We start from the raw sequence: 19,924 nt of genomic DNA, 5'->3' as shown, positions 1-19,924 counted from the left end.
CGTCACCTGCCGCCGGCGCTCCGCGAGACGGCGCTCGTCGCCCGACCGGCGGGCGCGGCCGTCGGCGGGGTGATCGCCCGGCCCTGACGGGTCCGGCGTCCGGCCACGACCACGCCCGCCAGCCCCAGCGCCGCCAGCGCCCCCGCCGCCAGGCCCGCCCGCAGGCCCGGGGGGCGGAACGTGCAGGAGAGGGTGCCGCTTCCGGCCGGGACGGCCAGCAGGCCGCCGTACGAGGCCGGGGCGGCGTCCTCGCAGTGCCAGCCCGCGATGTGCGGGGCCGCCACGACCGCCGTGCCCGTGGAGCCCGGCGGGAGGGTGGCCCGGATGCCGTCCGGGGTGACGCGTACCGAGGTCGCCGCGCGGGTGCGCAGGGCCGTCACCGCCGTCCGCAGGCGGTCGTGGTCCAGGCAGCCCAGCTCGCCACGCCCCGGGAGGTCCGGCCTCAGGCCGGGGACCCGCTGGACGCCCAGCGAGGTCAGGGCCGCGCGGCGCTTCGGGGTGCCGCCGAGGAGGCGGACCGGGGCGTTCCCGCCGAGCCGGGCCGTGCCCGTCGCGTCCGGGGCCCAGAGGAAGACCTCCGTACCGACCCAGCACGCGCCCGCGTGCGGAGCCCCGTACACCCGGGCGCCGAGCAGGAGTTCCTGGTTGCGGAACGGCGACGGGCCGTAGACCGGGGGCGGGCCCGGGGGCCGTACCGTCACCAGGGGCAGGTACGCGTCCGTACGGACCACCCCGCCGTCCCGCCACCGCGCCCCGACCCCGAACAGCGCGTCCGTCACCGGGTTGTCCAGGCTCAGCAGGTTCCGGCCGCGCGAGGTCCAGCCGCCGCCCAGCGCGGCCAGGGTCTCCGTCAGGACCGCCGGGGTGTGGCTGCTGTAGTACGCGGCACCCTGGCCGCCCAGGAGCAGCGGATCGTTGCCCGCGACCCGGGGCAGCCCGGAGTCCGTGCGGTACGCGGGCCAGCCGTCGGCCGCCGCGAGCGCCGCCGCCCGCCGCTCGTGCTCCGCGCCCCACGGCGGGTAGTCGTCGAGCCGGGCCGGCCGCTCCCGGTCCGCGTACGCCGTGGTCGCCGCCGCCTGGCCGAGCAGGGTGCCCGTGACGAGGAGCGCCGCGAGCACCCCGTACCGCCCGCGCCCCGGCAGCAGCAGCGCGCCCGCCACCGCCGCCAGGCCCGCGCCCGCGAGGAGCAGCGACCAGGAGTTCAGGAGCGGGCTGGGCAGGGCCCCGGCGGTCAGGGCCAGGACGACCGCCGTTCCGCCGAGCAGCGACCTGCGGTCCGGGAGGCCGTGGGCCAGGCCCGTCCAGGCGGCGAGCACGAGGACGCCGGACAGGACGAAGGTCTGGCGGTACGGGCTGCCGTTCGGGGTGGCGAAGACGTGCCAGACGAGGTGCGTCGGGCCCCACTGCATCGACAGCGCGACCGCCGCGCACAGACCGCCCCACAGCCACCGCTCCCGGCCCGGCGCGTCCCGGCGGAAGAGCAGCGACCCCGCCAGCAACGGCACCGCCGTGCAGACGAAGGCCGCCGGGGTCGCGAAGCTGTACGTCACCGGAAGCAGCCGGGCCAGCACGTCCGTGCCGGCCGCCGGGGCGAAGTCCCGGACGACGCCCGGGTAGGCGTGCCGGGAGCCGAGGAGGACGGGGACGAGGACGGGAGCCGCGAGGCCCACCCCGAGGGCCGTCGTCACCGCCGCCCGCAGGAGCGTCCGCCGGCGGAAGGAGTCCGTGACCGCCAGCCGGACCAGGAGCACCAGGGCGGCGCCCAGGGTCGCCATGTACGCCGTGTAGAAGTTCGCGAACCAGCAGACCGCCACCACCAGGGGGCCCAGGAGCGGCCGCCGGCGTTCCCGCACCCACTCGCCCACCAGGCAGAGCAGCGGGAAGGCGATCAGGCCGTCCAGCCACATCGGGTTGTACGCGCCCTCCGCGAGCGACCAGCCGCACAGCGCGTACGAGGCGCCGAGCACCGCCGCCCACCACCACGTTCCGGACGGGCCGGTCCGCCGCAGCAGGAACGTCATCGCCGCCGCCGCGACCGCCGTCTTCAGGACGGTGATCCCGTACACCGCGTACTCGACGTCGCCGCGCGGGAGGAGCGCGACCAGCGGGGCGAAGGGGCTCGACAGGTAGGTGCCGTAGTCGGGCAGGAAGCTCGTGCCCCAGCCGCCCTGCCAGTCCAGCAGCAGCCCGCCGTCCGCCCGGCCGCGCAGCAGGTCCCACAGGTGCGCGTGGAACGGCACGAACTGGTTGGCGAGGTCGTTGACGGCCCGGTGGCGCGGCCCGAACGGGAACACCCGGGCGACGGCGTCCCCGCCGCAGACGGCGACGACGGAGAGCAGCGCGGCGAGCGCCGGAGCCGACACCGGGGAGGGCGTCGGCGAGAGCGGGCCGGCGGGGCGGGCGGAGGGCGGCTGGGCGCGCGTGACGTTCGGCATGACCGTTCGAATATGTCAGCGTCCCCGCGGGAAGGGGCGGGCCCGGCAGGCCAGTTCACACGATGGTCGCCTGAAGGTCATCCATCCGGACCGGCCGGGACACCGGGCTCCGTTGTCGTGGTCCGCGTGCTGCTCTCGATCGTCGTCCCGTGCTTCAACGAGGAGGACGTCCTCGCCCGCTTCCACGACCACGTGACCGCCGAACTCTCCCGTCTCGACGGGGATTTCGAGGTCGTCTACGTGGACGACGGCAGCCGGGACGGGACCCTCCCCCTGCTCCAGGAGCTCGCCGGTCGCGACCCGGACCGGGTCCGCTACCTCTCCTTCAGCCGCAACTTCGGCAAGGAGGCCGCGATGCTCGCCGGCCTCCGGCACGCCGCCGGAGACGCCGTCGTGATCATGGACGCCGACCTCCAGCACCCGCCGGAACTCGTGCACCGCATGGTCGCCCTGCACGCCGAGGGGTACGACCAGGTCGTCGCCCGCCGCACCCGCGAGGGCGACCGGGTCACCCGTACCCTCACCGCACGCCTCTACTACCGGGCGATCAACCGGCTCGTCGACGTCGAGCTCGTCGACGGCGTCGGAGACTTCCGGCTCCTGTCGCGGCGCACCGTCGACGCCGTCCTCGAACTCGGCGAGTACAACCGCTTCTCCAAGGGCCTCTTCTCCTGGGTCGGCTTCCGCACCACGACCTTCTCCTACGAGAACGCCGTCCGCGAGCAGGGCCGCTCCAAGTGGACCTTCGGCAAGCTCCTCAACTACGGCCTCGACGGCCTCCTCTCCTTCAACAACAAGCCCCTGCGGGCCGCCGTCCACCTCGGCCTCCTCCTCACCGTCGTCGCCCTCGGCTACGCGGCCTGGATCGTCGGCGACGCCCTCGTCAACGGCGTCGACACCCCCGGCTACGTCACCCTCCTCGTCGCCGTCACCGCCCTCGCCGGCGTGCAGATGGTGATGGCCGGGCTGATCGGCGAGTACGTCGGACGCATCTACTACGAGGTGAAGCGGAGGCCGCACTATCTGCTGAAGGAGACGAGCGGCGCTCCACGCGCGGCCGACACCCGGGTGACGGGTGAGTCGTTGTGGGAAACAGTCGCTCCGAAGTAGTGGCTCCGGCCCCGGCGACTCCCTACCATCGATCACCGCAAGGTCGTTCAACTGACGCACGACCAGCCCGGGAGGCTCCTTTGCACCGCCGCACCGCACTCGCCGTCTCCGCCGCCCTCCTCACCGCGGCCCCGCTGCTCACCGCCTGCGGCAGTGACGCCCATCCAGGAGCGGCGGCCGTCGTCGGCGGCCGGCGGATCGAGGTCGCCAGCCTGCAGGCGCAGGTCGAGGACGTACGGCACGCGCAGGCGGCCTCGCCGCAGTCGGCGCAGCTCGTCGCGGCCACCGGTGACCTCAGCCGCCGCAAACTCAACGTCATGATCTTCGACCGGGTCGTCGACGAGGTCGCCCGCGACAACGGCGTCACCGCCACCCGCGCCGAACTCCAGGAGGCCCGGACCTCCTTCGTCCGCCAGGCCGGCGGCGAGGACCGGCTCGCGGCCGTCCTCCTCCAGGAGCAGGGCGTGGCGCCCGACCAGATCGACGCGTTCGTCCGCCGCAACGTCCTCATGAACAAGATCGCCCAGAAGCTGGGCGTCACCGAGGGCCCCGAGGGCCAGAAGAAGCTGACGGACGTCTTCTCCGCCGCCTCCGAGGAGCTCGGCATCGACGTGAACCCGCGCTACGGCCACTGGGACGACGCCCAGGTCAGGCTCTCCGACACCACGGTCCCCTGGCTCCGCCAGATCAGCCAGGACCCCGCTGCCGCCGCGTCCGGAGCGTAGGGGGCGCCCGGCGGGTCGGGGTAGGTTCGAGGGGTGACTTCTGAGAGCCCCGGCCGCATCGTCCTGCTCACCGCCAGCCACCGCGTGGCGCCCGGACTGCTGTCCTGGCCCGCCTGGCAGGCGCTGCACGGGGCCGACCGGGTGCTCTGCCCCGACGAGGACCACCCCCAGCTGCCGTACCTGCGGGAGGCCGGCGTCGCCGTCGAGCACGTCCGGCCCACCGCCGAGGAGCTCGTCGAGGCCTGCGCCGGAGGCCGTACGGTCCTGCTGCTGCCCTCCGGCGAGGGGGACAGGGCGCTGACCGACGGCCTCGCCCGGCTCGCCGGCTCCGGCCGCGTGTCCATGCCCGACCTGGAGCTGCTGCCCGGCTCGTACGACCTGCCCGGCGCCCGCCTCCTCGACCTCGTGCAGATCATGGACCGCATCCGCCGCGAGTGCCCCTGGACCTCGCGCCAGACCCACCGGGGGCTCGCCAAGTACGCCATCGAGGAGGCGTACGAGCTCGTCGAGGCGATCGAGGAGGGCGACCGGAGGGAACTGCGCGAGGAGCTCGGGGACGTGCTGCTCCAGGTCGTCTTCCACGCCCGGATCGCCGAGGAGGACGCGGAGGAACCGTTCTCCGTGGACGACGTCGCCGGGACGCTCGTCGAGAAGCTGATCCACCGGCACCCGCACGTCTTCGGGGACGCCACCGCCGAGACCCCCGAGGACGTCCACGCGCACTGGCTGCGCACCAAGGCCGTCGAGAAGCAGCGGGAGTCCGTCACCGACGGGGTGCCGCTCGGCCAGCCGGGGCTCGCGCTCGCGGCGAAGCTCGCGGGCCGGGTCCGCGCGGCGGGCCTCGACGTCGGGCTCCCGGCGGGCGAGGGCGTCGGCTACGAACTGCTCGCCCTCGCCGCCCGCGCCGACGCGGCCGGCGTCGACCCGGAGGCGGCCCTGCGGGCGGCGGCCCGGACGTACCGCGACACGATCCGCGCGGCGGAGGGCCTGAAGGACCGGGACCCGGGCGCGCGGAGGGCCTGAAGGACCGGGACCCGGGCGCGCGGAGGGCCGGAGGTCCGGGGCCTGGCGTGCGGAGGGCCGGAGGGCTAGGGGGCGTCGCGCGGCGCCCGGGCCTCCGGGTTGTGCCAGAGGGGGACCGGGGGGTCCAGGAGGCGTTCGGCCGCCGTGTTCGGGCGGGTGGTGAAGCGGCCCACGGACGGCAGGACGTCGTGGTGGATCCGCGCCGGGTCCGTGCCCAGCTCCTCCAGGACCTCGGCGACCTCCGCCACGAACGCCGGCGGCCCGGCGAGGTACACGTCGTGCGCGGACCAGTGGACGCACGCCCGCAGCGCCTGGAGCAGCCGCTCGGTCGCCCGGTCCTTGCGCTGCCGGGGCGCGGCCGTGATGTAGGTGACGTTCAGGCCGGGGAGGCGCTCCTTCAGGGACTCGGCGTCCTCGCGCGCATACAGGTACTCCTTGGAGCGGGCCACCACGAACAGCCTGCCCTCCAGCCCCGGCTCGGCCCCGACGGCCTGCGCGAGGAGCGCCCGCACCGGGGCCCAGCCCGTGCCCCCGCACACGTAGGTGCGCAGTCCGCCCGGCGGCGTCCGCGCGACGAGCCCGCCGCCCGGGGCGCTGAGCCGCAGCACCTCGCCCGGGCCCGTCTCCTCGACCAGCGCCGTGCTCATCGCGCCGCCCGCGATCCGGCTCACGTGCAGCTCCACCGTGCCGTCGGGGCGGGGCGCGTCGGCCAGGGAGTAGGTGCGCCAGACGCGCGGCACCCGCAGCGAGCTGACGCTGACGTACTGGCCGGGCAGGTAGGGGAGGGGCTGCCGGGGGCGGAGGGTGAGGACGGCCAGGTCGTCGCCGTACCGCTCGTGCCGCACGACGTCCGCGTCCCACCAGGCGGGCTCCCCGGCCCCGGCCGCCGCGTCCGCGCCCGCCAGCATCAGACCGGCGACGTGCCCGTACGCCTCGGTCCAGGCCTTCTCCGCCTCGATCGTCCAGGCGGTGCCGGCCGCGTGCGCGAACGCGGCGAGCAGGCTCTGCCCGACGGCCGCGTACAGCGCGGGGGAGGCGAGGAACTTGCGGTGGTCGCGGCCCAGCTGCCCGAGGTGGGCCGCGAGCCCGGGGTCCTCCAGGCGGGCGACCACGTGCGCGAGCGCGGCGAGGAGCCGGTCCCGCTGGGGGAGCATGTCCTCGGGGAAGAGCTCGCGCACCCCGGGGTTGTGCCGGAAGAGGTGCGCGTAGAAGAACGTGACGGCGTGCTCGGCCCGTCTCTCGACGACCGCGAACGTGCTCCTGATCAGTTGATGATCCACCGACAGGAATCTAGGGCACGACCCGCACCGGTCGATCACGGGTTCTCCACGGAACGTGCCCTCCGGGGCGGCCCTGTACGGTCGTGGCGTGAGTACGCCCCCCGGTCCCGCCCCCGCGCCCGAGCTCTTCACCTGGGAGTTCGCGAGCGATCCGTACCCCGCCTACGCCTGGCTGCGGGAGCACGCCCCCGTCCACCGGACGACGCTGCCCAGCGGGGTCGAGGCCTGGCTCGTGACCCGGTACGCGGACGCCCGGCAGGCCCTCGCCGACCAGCGGCTCTCCAAGAACCCCGCGCACCACGACGAGTCCCCGCACGCGAAGGGGAAGACCGGCATCCCCGGCGAGCGCAAGGCCGAGCTGATGACGCATCTGCTCAACATCGACCCGCCGGACCACACCCGGCTGCGGCGGCTCGTCTCGAAGGCCTTCACCCCGCGCCGGGTCGCCGAGTTCGCCCCGCGCGTGCAGGAGCTCACGGACCGGCTCATCGACGCCTTCGCCGAGAGGGGGAGCGCCGACCTCATCCACGAGTTCGCCTTCCCGCTCCCCATCTACGCGATCTGCGACCTGCTCGGCGTGCCGCCGGAGGACCAGGACGACTTCCGGGACTGGGCCGGGATGATGATCCGGCACGGCGGGGGCCCGCGCGGCGGGGTCGCCCGGTCGGTGAAGAAGATGCGCGGCTATCTCGCCGAGTTGATCCACCGCAAGCGCGAGGAGCCGGGCGACGACCTGATCTCGGGGCTCATCAAGGCCTCCGACCACGGCGAGCACCTCACCGAGAACGAGGCCGCCGCCATGGCCTTCATCCTGCTGTTCGCCGGCTTCGAGACGACCGTCAACCTCATCGGCAACGGCGTGTACCAGCTGCTGCGCCACCCCGGGCAGCGCGCGCGGCTCCAGGCCTCGCTCGCCGCCGGGGAGACCGGCCTCCTGGAGACCGGCGTCGAGGAGCTGTTGCGGTACGACGGGCCCGTGGAGATGGCGACCTGGCGGTACGCGACGCGGGCGCTGACCATCGGCGGGCAGGAGATCCCGGCGGGCGACCCGGTGCTCGTGGTGCTCGCCGCCGCCGACCGGGACCCGGAGCGGTTCGACGGGCCGGACGTGCTCGACCTCGCCCGGCGCGACAACCAGCACCTCGGCTACGGGCACGGCATCCACTACTGCCTGGGCGCGCCGCTCGCCCGCCTCGAAGGACAGACGGCGCTCGCGACCCTGCTGACCCGGCTGCCGGACCTGCGGCTCGCCGCCGATCCGGCCGAACTGCGGTGGCGCGGTGGGCTCATCATGCGCGGTTTGCGCACGCTTCCGGTGGAGTTCTCCCCTTCCGTGCCGGTCCCGCCCGCTGATGCGGCATCAGAAATGTGATCTTCGTGTGATCGTGGCGCCATCGACTTGTGACGGACGTTCGAATGCGGCTACGTTTCCCGGCAGTCTCAGCCGTCACGCGAAAGGCGCTCCTATGCGTTCCGGGAACGGACGACACCGTCGCCCCCGTCAGGCCCCCGCCCTCGTCGTCGCCGCGGGCGTGACCGGATCCGCCATGGCACTGCCGTTGCTCGCCACCGGATCCGCCTCCGCCGCCGACGCCACCACCTGGGACCGGGTCGCCGAGTGCGAGTCCGGCGGCCAGTGGAGCGCCAACTTCGGCAACGGGATGTACGGCGGCCTCCAGTTCACCCAGGACAGCTGGGAGCGCCACGGCGGCCTCGCGTACGCGCCCAGCCCCGACCTGGCCAGCCGCGCCCAGCAGATCGCGGTGGCCGAGAAGGCGCTCGCCAAGGGCAGCACCGAATGGGCCACCTGCGCGCCGATCGCCGGCCTGACCAACGACGGCAAGGCCACCGGGGTGAACCCCGGCCCCGCCGTGGTCCCGGCGACGCCCACCGGCCCCCTGCCCGAGTCCGACCGCACCGCCGGCACGCCCGCGGCCCCCTCGGGGTCCGCCGGGACGGCGGACCGGTCCGCCGCGTCCGCCGCCCCCTCCGCGCCGAGCGCTCCGGCGACCTCCGCCACGCCGACCGCGCCGGCCACGTCCACCGCGCCCGCCACGCCGACGGCCCCGGGCACCCCCGACGCGTCCGTTACGCCCGGTACGCCGGATTCGTCCGACACGCCGGGGGCTGACGCGCCGTCGGCCGCGCCCGGCACCGGCAAGCACCGGGGCGAAGCCGCTCCGGAGGAATCCGGCAAGGCGGACAGCTCGCCCGAATCGGGCCGACATGCTTCGAGTGCGGACAAGGCGGGGGAAAAGGTCGGCGTCACGCCCGTCACCGACGAGGCGAAGGATTCGGACACAACGGACAGTCAGAACACTTCGGGAGATTACACCGTACGGCCGGGGGACAGCCTGTCCGGCATTGCGCAGGAGAACGAACTTCCCGGGGGCTGGACCGCCCTCTACGACGCCAACCGGCAGACGGTGGGCACCGATCCGAACCTCATCCTGCCTGGTCAGAGCCTTGACCTGACGGCGGGTTCGACGACGACGGCCGGTTAGTTCGCGGGCTTATGTCCGGTTCTGGGCAAGTGAGACATGGGTCTCTTCGCCCCAACTGGCGTATCGCGTCCGCAAACTTTGCTTCCGTCACCTCTCACCTGGGCAAACATCACCCGCCGGAGGGTGGACAAGGGCGATTTTTCCTCGATGTGCCTCTTTGAACTTCCGGCGGGTCTGTGTCTACGGTCGTCACCGCTCGCCACCGCGGGCCCCGTCGACCGAAACGCCGAATCCTGCCGTCGGTCGATGGGAACAGTCGTCGCGCAAGCGCCGAAGGCAGGAGTGGGGGACCCAAGGTAAGCGCCGGTCCCGGCCGTTGAGACAGACGGCCGACGACCGGCTTGGGGTGAAGCCGCGTGCAAGGACACGCGGCCGGGCAACTTTCCGGCCCGAACCCGACAGCTCACCTCACAGGCGTCGGTGAGGAGAATTCCCATGCTGTTTTCCGTCAAGGGCAAACACCGCCGTCCCTCCAAGGCCTCCCAGGTCGCCGCGCTCGTCGGCGTCACCGGCATCGCCGTCGCCGCCCCGCTGATGACCGCGGGCACCGCCTCGGCCGCCACCTCCGCCGAGTGGGACGCCGTCGCCCAGTGCGAGTCCGGCGGCAACTGGGCCATCAACACCGGCAACGGCTTCTACGGCGGCCTGCAGTTCACCAACTCCACCTGGGCCGCCTTCGGCGGCACCGCCTACGCCCCGCGCGCCGACCTGGCCTCGAAGTCCCAGCAGATCGCCGTCGCCGAGAAGGTCCTCGCGGGCCAGGGCAAGGGCGCGTGGCCGAGCTGCGGCGTCGGCCTCTCCGGTGCCTCCTACGACGGCGGCTCCGCCGAGAGCGCCCCGCAGCAGAGCGAGCCCCAGCAGGCCGCCCCCCAGCAGGCCGCCCCCCAGCAGGCCGCTCCCGAGCAGGCCGCGCCGAAGCAGCAGGAGCGCCGCACCGAGCAGCCGACGACCCGCAGCGAGCAGCGCAAGGCCCCCAAGACCGTCACCACCCCGACCGGCGAGAAGGTCCGGAAGGGCGACGGCGAGTACAAGGTCGTCACCGGCGACACCCTCAGCAAGATCGCCCAGGCGCACGGCGTCAAGGGTGGCTGGGCCAAGCTCTTCGAGCTGAACAAGGGCGTCGTCCAGAACGCCGACCTCATCTACCCGGGTCAGCAGCTCCACCTGAAGTGAGCCCGGCGGCTCGCGTGAGTCCGGCGGCTCACGCGGCCCCGACGACCCTCCCGCGGTGACCACCCCGGTCCGGCGCGCCTCTCCCCCGTGCGCGCCGGACCGGGGTTCCCCCGTTCATGGAGGGCCGGGGGTCCTCGACGGGGCCAGGAGCCTCCGCGGAGGGCCGGGAGCCCTCGACGAGGCCCGGGCCCCGGCGGTTACTGTCCAGTAGATCTGGGGTCCTTCGTCCCGGGATGCGTGCCCTTGGGTCCTTTTTCGTCCCAGCGGGCGGGCGCCCGGCCGGTCGGAGCCCCCGAGCCGGTTAGGCTCTTGTCGCAAGGCCACGCGACCCTGCACCGACCTTGCGTCACATCCAGCGTCACATCCCAGAAGGAGATGCTCGTGCCGTCCATCGACGTCGTCGTAGCCCGGGAAATCCTGGACTCCCGAGGCAACCCCACGGTCGAGGTCGAGGTCGGCCTCGACGACGGCAGCACCGGCCGTGCTGCCGTTCCGTCCGGTGCCTCCACCGGTGCCTTCGAGGCCATCGAGCTCCGCGACGGTGACCCCAACCGCTACCAGGGCAAGGGTGTCGAGAAGGCCGTCCTCGCCGTCATCGAGCAGATCGGCCCGGAGCTCGTCGGCTACGACGCCACCGAGCAGCGCCTGATCGACCAGGCCATGTTCGACCTGGACGCGACCGAGAACAAGGGCTCGCTCGGCGCCAACGCCATCCTCGGCGTCTCCCTCGCCGTCGCGCACGCCGCCTCCGAGGCCAGCGACCTCCCGCTCTTCCGCTACCTGGGCGGCCCGAACGCGCACCTGCTGCCCGTTCCGATGATGAACATCCTCAACGGCGGTTCGCACGCGGACTCCAACGTGGACATCCAGGAGTTCATGATCGCCCCGATCGGCGCGGAGTCCTTCTCCGAGGCCCTCCGCTGGGGTGCGGAGATCTACCACACCCTCAAGGGCGTCCTGAAGCGCAAGGGCCTCTCCACCGGCCTCGGCGACGAGGGCGGCTTCGCCCCCAACCTGGAGTCGAACCGCGCCGCCCTCGACCTCATCGTCGAGGCCATCAAGGAGGCCGGCTACACCCCGGGCAGCGACGTCGCGCTCGCCCTCGACGTCGCCGCGTCCGAGTTCTACAAGGACGGCGTCTACGAGTTCGAGGGCAAGTCCCGCTCGGCCGCCGAGATGACCGACTACTACGCCGAGCTGGTCGCCGCGTACCCGCTGGTCTCCATCGAGGACCCGCTGTTCGAGGACGACTGGGCCGGCTGGAAGGTCATCACCGAGAAGCTGGGCGACAAGGTCCAGATCGTCGGCGACGACCTCTTCGTCACCAACCCGGAGCGCCTGGCCCGCGGCATCGAGGAGGGCACCGCGAACGCCCTCCTGGTCAAGGTCAACCAGATCGGCTCGCTGACCGAGACCCTCGACGCCGTCGAGCTGGCCCAGCGCAACGGCTTCAAGTGCATGATGTCCCACCGCTCCGGCGAGACCGAGGACGTCACCATCGCCGACCTCGCCGTCGCCGTGAACTGCGGTCAGATCAAGACCGGCGCCCCGGCCCGCTCGGACCGCGTCGCCAAGTACAACCAGCTGCTGCGCATCGAGGAGATCCTCGACGACGCCGCGGTGTACGCCGGCCGCAGCGCCTTCCCGCGCTTCAAGGGCTGACCTCGCCTGACGCTGTAGATACGTCCGTCCCCGTACTCGGTCCCGTACCGTGTGCGGGGACGTACGCGTGAACAGGGGAGGCGACACGACATGGCCGCGAAGGACCGGGACCGGTTCTCGACCGCGACCCGGATCAGACTGCTCGGCGAGCAGACCGCCGCCCGTGTCTACCGCTCCCAGACCCGTCGTCAGGCCCGCCGCTCCCGGCTCACCGGCCGCGCGGCCTTCCTCGCCCTCGTGGTCTGCTCCCTCGTCGTGGCGCTCGCCTACCCGATGCGGAGCTACGTCTCCCAGCAGGGCGAGATCGCCGAGCAGGAGCGCAAGGCCGCCGAGGCCGCCCGGCGGGTCGAGGAGCTGAGGGACGAGAAGGCCCGCCTCCAGGACCCGGCCTACGTCCGCCGCCTCGCCCGCGAGCACCTGCACTACGTGATGCCCGGCGAGACCGGCTTCACCGTGAACGACCCCGACGCGGAGCGACGGCCCCGCGCCGACCAGGGCGCGGCCGACCGCCCCTGGTACGACAACCTCTGGGACGGCGTCGACCGCGCCGACCGCCCGTAACGACCTGACGAGCAAGGCAGACATGGAAACGCCCCCTCCGCAGACCGAACGCACCGAGCCCACCGACACGGACGTCGCCGCCTTCGAGCTCCAGCTCGGCCGCCCGCCCCGCGGCCTGCGCGCCATCGCGCACCGCTGCCCGTGCGGCAACCCGGACGTCGTCGAGACCGCGCCCCGGCTCCCCGACGGCACGCCGTTCCCCACCACGTACTACCTGACCTGCCCCCGGGCGGCCTCGGCCATCGGCACCCTGGAGGCCAACGGGGTCATGAAGGAGATGCAGGCCCGGCTCGCCACCGACCCGGAACTCGCCGCCGCCTACCGGGCCGCGCACGAGGACTACATCGCCCGCCGCGACGCCATCGAGGTCCTGGAGGGCTTCCCGAGCGCCGGCGGCATGCCGGACCGGGTCAAGTGCCTGCACGTCCTCGTCGGCCACTCGCTGGTCGCCGGGCCGGGCGTGAACCCGTTCGGCGACGAGGCGCTCGCGATGCTGCCGGAGTGGTGGGCGAAGGGCCCCTGCGTCACCCCGTGCGCGACGCCGAAGGAGGAGGACGGCCGGACGGTCGAGGCGTCCGAGGGCGGCCACTTCGCCTTCAAGCCGGTGGACGAGGAGGGGACCGCGTGACCCGGGTCGCCGGAATCGACTGCGGTACGAACTCCATCCGCCTCCTCGTCGCCGACGTCCACCCCGAGACGGGCGAGCTGATCGAGCTGGACCGGCGGATGACGATCGTCCGGCTCGGCCAGGGCGTCGACAAGACGGGCCGGCTCGCCCCCGAGGCCCTGGAGCGGACCTTCGCGGCCTGCCGCGAGTACGCGGAGGTCATCGGGGAACTGGGCGCGGAGCGGGTCCGCTTCGTCGCCACCTCCGCCTCCCGCGACGCCGAGAACCGCGCGGACTTCGTGAACGGGGTCGTGGAGATCCTGGGCGTCGAGCCCGAGGTCATCACCGGCGACCAGGAGGCCGAGTTCTCCTTCACCGGCGCCACCGGCGAACTGCGCGGGGACGACCGGCGCCTCGTCGTCGACATCGGCGGCGGCTCCACCGAGTTCGTGGTCGGCAACCAGCACGTCGAGGCCGCCCGCTCCGTCGACATCGGCTGCGTCCGGCTCACCGAGCGGCACGTCCGCCACGACCCGCCGACCGCCGGGGAGGTCGCCGCGATCCGCGCCGACGTCCGCGCCGCGCTCGACCTGGCCGCCGAGGCCGTGCCGATCGACACGGCGGAGACCCTCGTCGGACTCGCCGGCTCCGTCACCACGGTCGCCGCGATCGCCCTCGGGCTCCCCGAGTACGACTCCGAGAAGGTCCACCACTCCCGGATCTCCGCCGCCCAGGTCGCCGAGGTGACCGAGCGGCTCCTCGCCTCCACCCACGACGAACGGGCCGCGATCCCCGTCATCCACCCCGGCCGGGTCGACGTGATCATCGCCGGGGCGCTCGTCCTGCGGGAGATCGTGGAGCGCGTCGGAGCCCGCGAGGTCGTCGTCAGCGAGCACGACATTCTCGATGGGATCGCCCTATCCGTGGCATAGCGGGCGCCTATCGAGCCCCCCGGCGACACCCTGTCGGAAAAGGTTCGTGAAGTTCTTCACAAGGAAAAGGGCCCCGAGTGCGCCCGAGGAAGGCCTTTAGGCCCTCCGAGGGGTGCACCGGGGCCCTTTCGCAGGTTCGGGGGCCGATTCGCTCGATGTTTCCATCGTGTGAAGCGGGGCTCCGGTTCAGCGTTAACGGAGGCTCTCCAGACCAGTTCACGGGGGGTGAACAACGTTCGCCAGTGCACCCCGGTTCCTTTGCAGGACCATGACGTGGATCACGTGGGCGGCGGAGTGTAGCAGAGGTCCCCTCGAACCTTGTGAAGGGGCGCACGAGCACCCCCCTCCGGAGGGGTGGATACTCGATCCCATGAGCACCACGGAGCGTCCCAGGATCCTCGTAGTAGGCGGCGGGTACGTAGGCCTGTACGCAGCTCGGCGCATCCTCAAGAAGATGCGCTACGCGGAGGCGACCGTCACGGTCGTCGACCCGCGGTCGTACATGACCTACCAGCCCTTCCTCCCCGAAGCCGCCGCCGGCAGCATCTCCCCGCGTCACGTCGTCGTCCCGCTGCGACGCGTCGTCCGCGGAGCCGAGGTGCTCACCGGCCGGGTCACCACCATCGACCAGGACCGCAAGGTCGCCACGATCGCGCCGCTCGTCGGCGAGGCGTACGAGCTGCCGTTCGACTACCTGGTCATCTCGATGGGCGCGGTCTCGCGCACCTTCCCGATCCCCGGCCTCGCCGAGCAGGGCATCGGAATGAAGGGCATCGAGGAGGCCATCGGCCTGCGCAACCACGTCCTCGAGCAGCTCGACAAGGCCGACTCGACCACCGACGAGGACGTCCGCCGCAAGGCCCTGACCTTCGTCTTCGTCGGTGGCGGCTTCGCCGGCGCCGAGACGATCGGCGAGGTCGAGGACATGGCCCGCGACGCCGCGAAGTACTACCAGAACGTGTCGCGCGAGGACATGCGCTTCATCCTGGTCGACGCGGCCGACAAGATCCTTCCCGAGGTCGGCCCCAAGCTCGGCCAGTACGGCAAGGAGCACCTGGAGTCCCGCGGGATCGAGATCTACCTCGAGACCTCCATGGACTCCTGCGTCGACGGCCACGTCGTGCTGAAGAACGGCCTCGAGGTCGACTCCAGCACCATCGTCTGGACCGCCGGTGTGAAGCCGAACCCGGCGCTCGCCCGCTTCGGTCTGCCGCTCGGCCCCCGCGGCCACGTGGACTGCAACGAGAAGCTCCAGGTCAACGGCATGGACTACGTCTGGGCCGCGGGCGACAACGCCCAGGTCCCGGACATGGCCGCGATCAAGGCCGGCGTCCCGCGCGAGCGCGCCTGGTGCCCGCCGAACGCCCAGCACGCCCTGCGCCAGGCCAAGGTCCTCGGCGACAACGTGGTGGCCGGCATGCGCGGCTTCCCGCAGAAGGAGTACAGCCACGCCAACAAGGGCGCGGTGGCCGGACTCGGTCTGCACAAGGGCGTCGCCATGATCGTCATGGGCAAGATGAAGATCAAGCTCAAGGGCCGTCTCGCCTGGTACATGCACCGTGGCTACCACGGCATGGCGATGCCGACCTTCAACCGCAAGATCCGCGTCTTCGCCGACTGGACGCTCGGCATGTTCCTCAAGCGCGAGGTCGTGTCGCTCGGCGCCATGGAGACGCCGCGCGAGGAGTTCTACGAGGCGGCCAAGCCCGCCCCGGCGCCGGCCGCCCCGGCGCAGGAGAAGGCCAAGGCCTCGTAAGTCCCCGCAGCAGACGAGCAGTACAAAGCAGTACAGGCAGTACACGCAAGGCCGTAAAAGGGCCGTCCGCCATCCGTGGTGCGGACGGCCCTTCGCGTGTTTTGCCGACTCGTTGCGCCGAGTCGGGACTGCGACGCCTACGGACGGTGTTCCCTTGGTGACGAACATTTCTGGGGCACGAAGATCACGGAGGTGTGCACCATGGCCGACGCCGCGCCGCGGCTGGCGACTCTCGCCGAGGAACTCCTCGGCGGGCCGCTCCCGGTCCGTCTGCGAGCCTGGGACGGCAGCGAGGCCGGGCCGGCCGGCGGCCCCGTCCTGATCGTCCGCGACCGCAGGGCCCTGCGGAGGATGATCTGGAAACCGGGCGAACTGGGCCTGGCCCGCGCCTGGGTGGCCGGCGAGCTCGACGTCGAGGGTGACCTCTACGCGCTCCTGGACGGCCTCTCCGGCCTCCTGTGGGAGCGCGGCGAGGAGACCAGGAGCCTGCTGGACTCCGTACGCGACCCCAAGCTGCGCGCCGCCGCCCGCTCCCTGCTGCGGATCGCCGGCCCCTTCCCGCCGCCGAAGCCCCCGGCCGAGGAGATGCGCGGCCGCAGCGGCAGCCGGCACAGCAAGCGCCGCGACAAGCAGGCGATCAGTCACCACTACGACGTGGGCAACGACTTCTACGAACTGGTCCTCGGCCCCTCGATGGTCTACTCGTGCGCCTACTGGACCGAGGGCGGGACCCTGGAGGACGCCCAGCGCGACAAGCTGGACCTCATCGCCCGCAAGCTGAACCTCCAGGAGGGCGACCGGCTCCTCGACGTGGGCTGCGGCTGGGGCTCCATGGCCATCCACGCCGCCCGCGAGTACGGCGCCCGGGTCGTCGGCGTCACCCTCTCCCGGGAACAGGCCGCCTACGCCCGCAAGCGGATCGCCGACGAGGGCCTCACCGACCTGATCGAGATCCGCGTCCAGGACTACCGGGACGTCACCGACGGGCCGTACGACGCGATCTCCTCGATCGGCATGGCCGAGCACGTCGGCGCCGTGAAGTACCGGGAGTACGCCGACACCCTGTACGGCCTCCTCAAGCCCGGCGGACGGCTCCTGAACCACCAGATCTCCCGGCGCCCCGAGCCCGACGAGGAGGCCTACGAGATCGACGCCTTCATCGACGCGTACGTCTTCCCCGACGGCGAACTCTCGCCCATGGGCAGCACTCTGACGACCCTGGAGGACGCCGGCTTCGAGGTCCGGGACGTGGAGGCGATCCGCGAGCACTACGCGCTGACCCTGCGCCGCTGGGTGGCCAACCTGGAGGCCGGCTGGGACCGGGCGGTCCGGCTCGCCTCGCCCGGCCGGGCCCGCATCTGGCGGCTCTACATGGCGGCCTCGGCGGTCTCCTTCGAGCGCAACCGGATCGGCGTGAACCAGTTCCTCGCCGTGAAGACCCCGGTGTCGGGCGCGAGCGGCACGGCGCTGCGGCCGCGCGTGTGGAACGAGAAGGCCTGACGCACGCGCGCGAAGGGCCGGCCCCCCTCGGGGGGCCGGCCCTTCGCCGTCGTGCGGGGCCCCGCGTGCGGGGACTACTCGGCCTTGATCGCGGAGAGCATGTTCAGCTTCGCCGCGCTGCGGGCCGGCCACAGGGAGGCGAGGACGCCGACCAGGGCCGCCAGGAGCAGGAAGAGGCCGATCCGGTCCCAGGGCAGGACCAGGGCGTAGCCCGGCAGGCTGTTCTTGAAGGTCTCGCCGATCGCCCAGCCGAGGAACGAGCCGAGGCCGATGCCGACGACCGCGCCGAACACCGAGATGACCACGGCCTCCAGACGGACCATCCGCTTCACGCGGCGCCGGTCGAGACCGATCGCCCGCAGCATGCCGATCTCCTGCTGGCGTTCGAAGACGGACATCGCGAGGGTGTTGACGACGCCGAGGATCGCGATGATCAGGGCCATGCCGAGCAGGCCGTACATGATGTTCAGCATCATGTTGATCGGGCCGCCGAAGGAGTCGCGGATGTCCTTGTGGTCCATGACGGTGATCGCCGGGTTGTCGCCCATGGCCTTCGACAGGGCCCGCTCGTTCGCCGCGCTCGCGCCGCCCTCCGTCGAGACGAAGATCTCGCGGATCTCGGCGGGGTCCTCGTGCGCGTCGATCAGCTTGCGGTCGATCAGGACCGGCGAGACGAACTCGCTGCCCTCGTAGACCGCGCCGACGGTCAGCTTCCCCTTCTGCTTGTCGAGGTACTCGACCGGGACGGTGTCGCCGACCTTCAGGCCGCGCTTCGCGGCGACCTTCTCCTCGACGGCGATCCGGCCCTCGCCGAGGGAGGACAGGGAGCCGTTCACGACGGTGAGCTTGAGGACCTTCTCGACGGCGCCGGGGGTGACGCCGGAGGCCGAGACGTAGTCGCCCCCGATCTCCAGGGCGGCCGCCTGCTGGGGGGAGACGGCCGTGACGCCCGGCGCCTTCTCCAGGGCGGCCAGGGCCTCCGGGCTGAGGCTGCCGCCGCTGGCCATGGAGACCATGTAGTCGGCCTTGATCTGGTCGGTCGTCACCTTGTCCAGGGCCGTGCCGACGGTCGCGCCGAGCACCGAGAGGCCGGTGACGAGGGTCAGGCCGATGGCGAGCGCGGAGGCGGTGGCGCCGGTGCGGCGCGGGTTGCGGACCGCGTTCAGGCCGGCGAGCTTGCCGGACACCCCGAAGGCCTTCACGAAGAACGGGCGGATCACGGCGATCACGGGCCGGGACAGCATCGGGATCAGGACGATGACGCCGATGAGGGTGAGGAAGGCGCCGCCCGCGATGAACATGCGGCCCTCGTCGCCGCCCTGGCCGGCGCCGAGGAAGATCAGGACGACGCCGATCGCGGTGAGCGCGGCGCCGAGGGAGTTCCGCACGACGAGCGACTTGGTGCTCGCGGTGGCGTGGACACTGCTCATGGCGGCGACCGGCGGGATCTTCGCGGCGCGGCGGCCGGGCAGCCAGGCGGCGAGCATGGTGATGAGGACGCCGACGGCGAGGGCGGCGACGGCCGGGGTGGTGCCGAGGACCAGGTCGCCGTCCGGGACCTTCATCTCGAAGGCGCTCATGGCCGAGCGGAGTCCGACCGCGAGGCCGATGCCGAGGACGTAGCCGACGGCGGAGGCGACCAGGCCGACCAGACCGGCCTCGGCGAGGACGGAGCGGGTGATCTGCCGGCGCGAGGCGCCGACGGCGCGCATCAGGGCGAGTTCCTTGGTGCGCTGGGCGACCAGCATGGTGAAGGTGTTGGAGATCAGGAAGATCCCGACGAAGAGCGCGATGCCCGCGAATCCCAGGAGGATCTGGTTGAGCGTGCCCATGCCGGCCTCGATGTCCTTGGCCTGCTGGTCGGCGAGGGCCGTGCCGGTCCGCGCGGTGGCCGTCTTCGGGACGACCTTCAGGACCTCGTCGACGAGCCGGTCGGCGTCGGTGCCGGGGGTGGCGCTGACGGTCAGGTTCTGGAAGTAACTGGGCTTCAGGTAGAGCTTCTGCGCGACGGCGGTGTCGAAGACGACCAGGCTGCCGCCGGCGTTGACGGCGCCGTCCTCGGTGGTGAAGACGCCGGAGAGGGTGTACTCCTTCACCGGGCCGTTGGTGGCGACGCGGACGGTGTCGCCGACCCGGTAGCCGCCCTTGTCGGCGGTGTCCCTGTCGAGCGCGATCTGCGTGTCCTCCACCGGGCCGGAGCCGGCGGTGAAGGCGTACGCGCGGTCCTTGCCGTCCTTGCCGGGGGTGAAGTTGGCGCCCTTGTTGGCCCAGCCGAGGCCGATCAGCCTGCCGTTCCTGTCGGGCACGCCGGCGAAGCCGTCGACGCGCGGGGCGACGGAGGTGACCCCGTCGAGCTTCGCGAGCTCGTCGACGACCTTCTGGGAGAGGCCGGGGGTCTTCCGGGCCTCCTCGGGGTTCGGGTACATCTCGACGGCGACGGCCACGTCGTCGTAGCTCTTCGCCGACTGGTTGCGGAAGGCCTGGGAGAGGGTGTCGGTGAAGACGAGGGTGCCGGAGACGAAGGCCACGCCGAGCATCACGGCGAGGACGGTCATCAGCAGTCTCGCCTTGTGCGCGAGGACGTTGCGCAGGGCGGTGCGGAACATGGGCGGGTCCTGGAGTTCGAGGGGGCGACGGGCGGGGCGGTTCGGGTCCG

15 protein-coding genes and 1 riboswitch are annotated in these 19,924 nt (G+C 72.6%); of the genes, 12 read left to right on the top strand and 3 right to left on the bottom strand.

The genetic code is table 11. The features are described from left to right. Positions 1–2: 2 nt before the first annotated feature. Positions 3–2,435, bottom strand: coding sequence for a YfhO family protein (locus tag IE180_RS23040; protein ID WP_190158844.1), 2,433 nt, complete (start codon positions 2,433–2,435; stop codon positions 3–5). 126 nt (positions 2,436–2,561) lie between these two features. Here IE180_RS23040 and IE180_RS23035 point away from each other — a divergent pair, with 126 nt between their 5' ends. The 3 genes from IE180_RS23035 (at position 2,562) to IE180_RS23025 (ending at position 5,293) form a co-directional block, all read left to right on the top strand. Then, complete coding sequence (locus tag IE180_RS23035) at positions 2,562–3,545, top strand: glycosyltransferase family 2 protein (RefSeq protein WP_190158843.1); 984 nt, start codon at positions 2,562–2,564, stop codon at positions 3,543–3,545. 80 nt (positions 3,546–3,625) lie between these two features. Next, on the top strand, positions 3,626–4,270 hold the full coding sequence (locus IE180_RS23030) for a SurA N-terminal domain-containing protein (RefSeq protein ID WP_190158842.1): 645 nt from the start codon (positions 3,626–3,628) through the stop codon (positions 4,268–4,270). Positions 4,271–4,303: 33 nt separating this feature from the next. Continuing rightward, complete coding sequence (locus IE180_RS23025) at positions 4,304–5,293, top strand: nucleoside triphosphate pyrophosphohydrolase (RefSeq protein WP_190158841.1); 990 nt, start codon at positions 4,304–4,306, stop codon at positions 5,291–5,293. Positions 5,294–5,358: 65 nt separating this feature from the next. Here the strand turns inward: IE180_RS23025 and IE180_RS23020 are convergent, their stop codons facing one another. Beyond that, complete coding sequence (locus IE180_RS23020) at positions 5,359–6,573, bottom strand: globin domain-containing protein (protein ID WP_190158840.1); 1,215 nt, start codon at positions 6,571–6,573, stop codon at positions 5,359–5,361. An 88-nt stretch (positions 6,574–6,661) separates the two neighbouring features. Here IE180_RS23020 and IE180_RS23015 point away from each other — a divergent pair, with 88 nt between their 5' ends. The 9 genes from IE180_RS23015 to IE180_RS22975 all read left to right on the top strand — a co-directional run bounded on the left by IE180_RS23015 (position 6,662) and on the right by IE180_RS22975 (position 17,268). Continuing rightward, positions 6,662–7,945 carry a cytochrome P450 family protein gene (locus tag IE180_RS23015; protein WP_190158839.1) on the top strand — a complete coding sequence of 428 codons (1,284 nt, stop codon included), beginning with the start codon at positions 6,662–6,664 and terminating at the stop codon, positions 7,943–7,945. Positions 7,946–8,039: 94 nt separating this feature from the next. After that, entirely contained in the window at positions 8,040–9,077 is a 1,038-nt protein-coding gene (locus IE180_RS23010) for a transglycosylase family protein (RefSeq protein ID WP_190158838.1), read from the top strand. Between the two features lie 258 nt (positions 9,078–9,335). Further along, positions 9,336–9,509: riboswitch (cyclic di-AMP (ydaO/yuaA leader) on the top strand. 3 nt (positions 9,510–9,512) lie between these two features. Next, positions 9,513–10,250, top strand: a complete 738-nt coding sequence (locus tag IE180_RS23005) for a LysM peptidoglycan-binding domain-containing protein (RefSeq protein ID WP_190158837.1) — start codon at positions 9,513–9,515, stop codon at positions 10,248–10,250. A gap of 375 nt (positions 10,251–10,625) precedes the next feature. Continuing rightward, positions 10,626–11,912: a phosphopyruvate hydratase gene (gene eno / locus IE180_RS23000; protein ID WP_190158836.1), complete on the top strand. Its 1,287-nt coding sequence runs from the start codon at positions 10,626–10,628 to the stop codon at positions 11,910–11,912. Positions 11,913–12,002: 90 nt separating this feature from the next. After that, positions 12,003–12,473: an FtsB family cell division protein gene (locus tag IE180_RS22995; protein WP_190158835.1), complete on the top strand. Its 471-nt coding sequence runs from the start codon at positions 12,003–12,005 to the stop codon at positions 12,471–12,473. 22 nt (positions 12,474–12,495) lie between these two features. Then, the gene (locus IE180_RS22990) at positions 12,496–13,101 is read left to right on the top strand and encodes a DUF501 domain-containing protein (RefSeq protein WP_190158834.1); all 606 of its coding nucleotides are present in this window, start codon (positions 12,496–12,498) and stop codon (positions 13,099–13,101) included. After that, positions 13,098–14,012 (top strand): Ppx/GppA phosphatase family protein, encoded by a 915-nt coding sequence (locus IE180_RS22985; protein ID WP_190158833.1) that lies wholly within the window; start codon positions 13,098–13,100, stop codon positions 14,010–14,012. Before IE180_RS22990 ends, IE180_RS22985 begins: the two co-directional genes overlap by 4 nt. A 370-nt stretch (positions 14,013–14,382) precedes the next feature. After that, positions 14,383–15,768, top strand: coding sequence for an NAD(P)/FAD-dependent oxidoreductase (locus IE180_RS22980; RefSeq protein ID WP_190158832.1), 1,386 nt, complete (start codon positions 14,383–14,385; stop codon positions 15,766–15,768). 201 nt (positions 15,769–15,969) lie between these two features. After that, positions 15,970–17,268 (top strand): class I SAM-dependent methyltransferase, encoded by a 1,299-nt coding sequence (locus IE180_RS22975; RefSeq protein WP_190158831.1) that lies wholly within the window; start codon positions 15,970–15,972, stop codon positions 17,266–17,268. 74 nt (positions 17,269–17,342) lie between these two features. Here the strand turns inward: IE180_RS22975 and IE180_RS22970 are convergent, their stop codons facing one another. Then, on the bottom strand, positions 17,343–19,874 hold the full coding sequence (locus IE180_RS22970) for an ABC transporter permease (protein ID WP_190158830.1): 2,532 nt from the start codon (positions 19,872–19,874) through the stop codon (positions 17,343–17,345). Positions 19,875–19,924 lie beyond the last annotated feature (50 nt).

It is taken from the genome of Streptomyces litmocidini (genome assembly GCF_014649755.1).
Classification (GTDB): Bacteria; Actinomycetota; Actinomycetes; order Streptomycetales; family Streptomycetaceae; genus Streptomyces; species Streptomyces litmocidini.
This window is presented reverse-complemented; position numbering and strand designations above follow the sequence as displayed.